The organism is Kitasatospora phosalacinea, from assembly GCF_000717185.1.
GTDB lineage: Bacteria > Actinomycetota > Actinomycetes > Streptomycetales > Streptomycetaceae > Kitasatospora > Kitasatospora phosalacinea_A.
Window position 1 is genome coordinate 1 of the sequence record NZ_JNYE01000217.1, and the last position, 2,254, is coordinate 2,254.

Below are 2,254 nucleotides of genomic sequence, written 5' to 3' on the forward strand. Positions count from 1 at the left end.
CCTCCCCTCCCCCCTCCTCCCCTCCCCGAAGGCCCGTCCGGTTCTCCACCGGGCGGGCCTTCGTCACGTGGCGACACCGGTCCTTAATGCTCAATCGTCGCTACTGCAACAGGTTTGCAATAAGGTGGCTCTCGCAACTGACCCTCCGTCCGAACGAGAAGGGCTGCTCAGCCATGGGTGCCTACACGCTGCCTGACCTGCCGTACGACTACTCCGCCCTGGAGCGGGCGATGTCCGCCGAGATCCTCGAACTGCACCACTCCAAGCACCACCTGGCGTACGTCAACGGCGCCAACTCGACCCTCGACCAGCTCGCCGAGGCCCGCGACAAGGAGCAGTTCGGCGCCCTGGTCGGCCTGCAGAAGACCCTGGCCTTCCACCTCTCCGGCCACGTCCTGCACTCGCTGTTCTGGGAGAACCTCTCCCCCGACGGCGGCGACCGCCCCGACGGCGCCCTCGCCGACGCCGTCACCGAGCACTTCGGCGGCTTCGACGCCTTCCGGCAGCAGCTCACCGCCGCCACCGTCGGCGTCCAGGGCTCCGGCTGGGGCGTCCTCTCCTGGGAACCGCTCGGCAAGCGCCTGATCGTCGAGCAGGTCTACGACCACCACGGCAACGTCGGCCAGGGCACCGTCCCGCTGCTCGCCTTCGACGCCTGGGAGCACGCCTACTACCTGCAGTACCGCAACGTCCGCCCCGACTACGTCACCCGCCTCTGGGACGTCGTCAACTGGCAGGACGTCAGCGCCCGTTACGCCGCCACCCAGGCCTGACAACCGGCCGCCAGGACTCAGCCCCCGAAGCCCGTCCCCTGCCGCCGCCCGCCCCGCGAACGCCCGCGCCGGACGTCCCCCGCACCTCCCCGACGTCCGGCCGGACCGCGGCCCCCTCCGGCGCGCCGTCGGCGACCCGCCCTGCAACGGCATGAACCCCACCGGGCGAACGGGCACCTGCTCGCGGGCCTGCTCCACGCACTCGACCTCCCCGCCCAAGGGGTTCACTCCGCGCCCCCGTCCACCGCGGCGAGGCCGGTGAGGTGCTCTAGCGTGGAGCCCATGGACGGGGAACGGGACGAAGCGGTACGGGAGTTCGAGAGCCACCGGCAGCGGCTGTTCTCGCTGGCGTACCGGATGCTCGGGTCGGCCGCCGAGGCGGAGGACGCCGTGCAGGACGCGTACCTGCGCTGGCACGGCGCCGAGCCCGGGCAGGTCGCTGCGCCCGGGCCCTGGCTGAACAAGGTGGTCACCAACCTGTGCCTGAACCGGCTCACCTCGGCCCGGGCCCGGCGCGAGGAGTACCCGGGGACGTGGCTGCCGGAGCCGGTGGCGAGCGGGGCGCTCGGGCCGATGGAGCGGGCCGAGCAGCGCGAGGCGGTGTCCTTCGCGGTGCTCACCCTGATGGAGCGGCTCTCCCCGCCCGAACGCGCCGCGGTCGTCCTGCGCGACGCGTTCGGGTACAGCCACCGGGAGGTCGCGGGCGTCCTGGACTGCACCGAGGCCGCCGCCCGCCAGCTCCACCACCGCGGCCGCAAGCGCCTCGCCGACGGGGCCCCGCGCCCCGGCACCGTCGACGCCGAGCAGAACGCCGCCCTGCTCGGCCGCTTCCTGCAGGCCGCCTCGGACGGGGCGCTGGAGCAGCTCGAACAGCTCCTCGCCGCGCAGGTCGTGGTGTGGTCGGACGGCGGCGGCAAGGTCCGCGCCGCGCTCCGGCCGGTGCACGGCCGGGTCAACGCGGCCCGCTTCCTGGCCGGCCTGTTCGAACGCTTCACCGGCGACGTCCGGTTCGAACTCGCCGAGGCCAACGGCGCCCCCGCCCTGCTCGGCTGGGAGGGCGGGGCGCTGACCTCCGTCGGCCTGGTGGACGTCGGCCCCGACGGCGTCACCGACATCCGGATCCTGCGCAACCCGGACAAACTCGCCCACTACGCGCACCGGCACCTGGCGCTGTCACAGAACGGCTGACCGTCCGGTTCCTACCAGGGAGAGCCCCGCCACCCCTCCCCGGAAGGAACCGCACCGTGAACGAGCGCACTGTGAACGAGCGCACTGTGAACGACCGAACCGCGAACGACCGCACCGCCCGCCCCCTGCTGGTGACCGGCGCGACCGGCGTCCTCGGCCGCGAGGTGCTGCGCCACGCCCGCGCCACCGGCCACCCCGTCCACGCCCTCACCCGACGCACCACCCTCCCGACCGACGCCGACACCCCCTCCAGCCCCGAAACCACCACCACCCCCACCCCCGCAATCCCCACC

The 2,254-nt window shown here is 73.5% G+C and carries 3 protein-coding genes; all 3 read left to right on the forward strand.

Annotated elements, in window-relative coordinates; all coding sequences use genetic code 11:
* Nucleotides 1-173 precede the first annotated feature (173 nt).
* On the forward strand, nucleotides 174-773 hold the full coding sequence (locus tag OO57_RS37600; protein WP_033257395.1) for a superoxide dismutase: 600 nt from the start codon (nucleotides 174-176) through the stop codon (nucleotides 771-773).
* A 282-nt stretch (nucleotides 774-1,055) separates the two neighbouring features.
* Nucleotides 1,056-1,961 (forward strand): RNA polymerase sigma factor SigJ, encoded by a 906-nt coding sequence (gene sigJ, locus OO57_RS37605; RefSeq protein WP_033257396.1) that lies wholly within the window; start codon nucleotides 1,056-1,058, stop codon nucleotides 1,959-1,961.
* A gap of 56 nt (nucleotides 1,962-2,017) precedes the next feature.
* Nucleotides 2,018-2,254, forward strand: a 237-nt coding sequence (locus OO57_RS37610; RefSeq protein ID WP_158715388.1) for an NAD-dependent epimerase/dehydratase family protein, incomplete at its 3' end; no start/stop codon positions are given.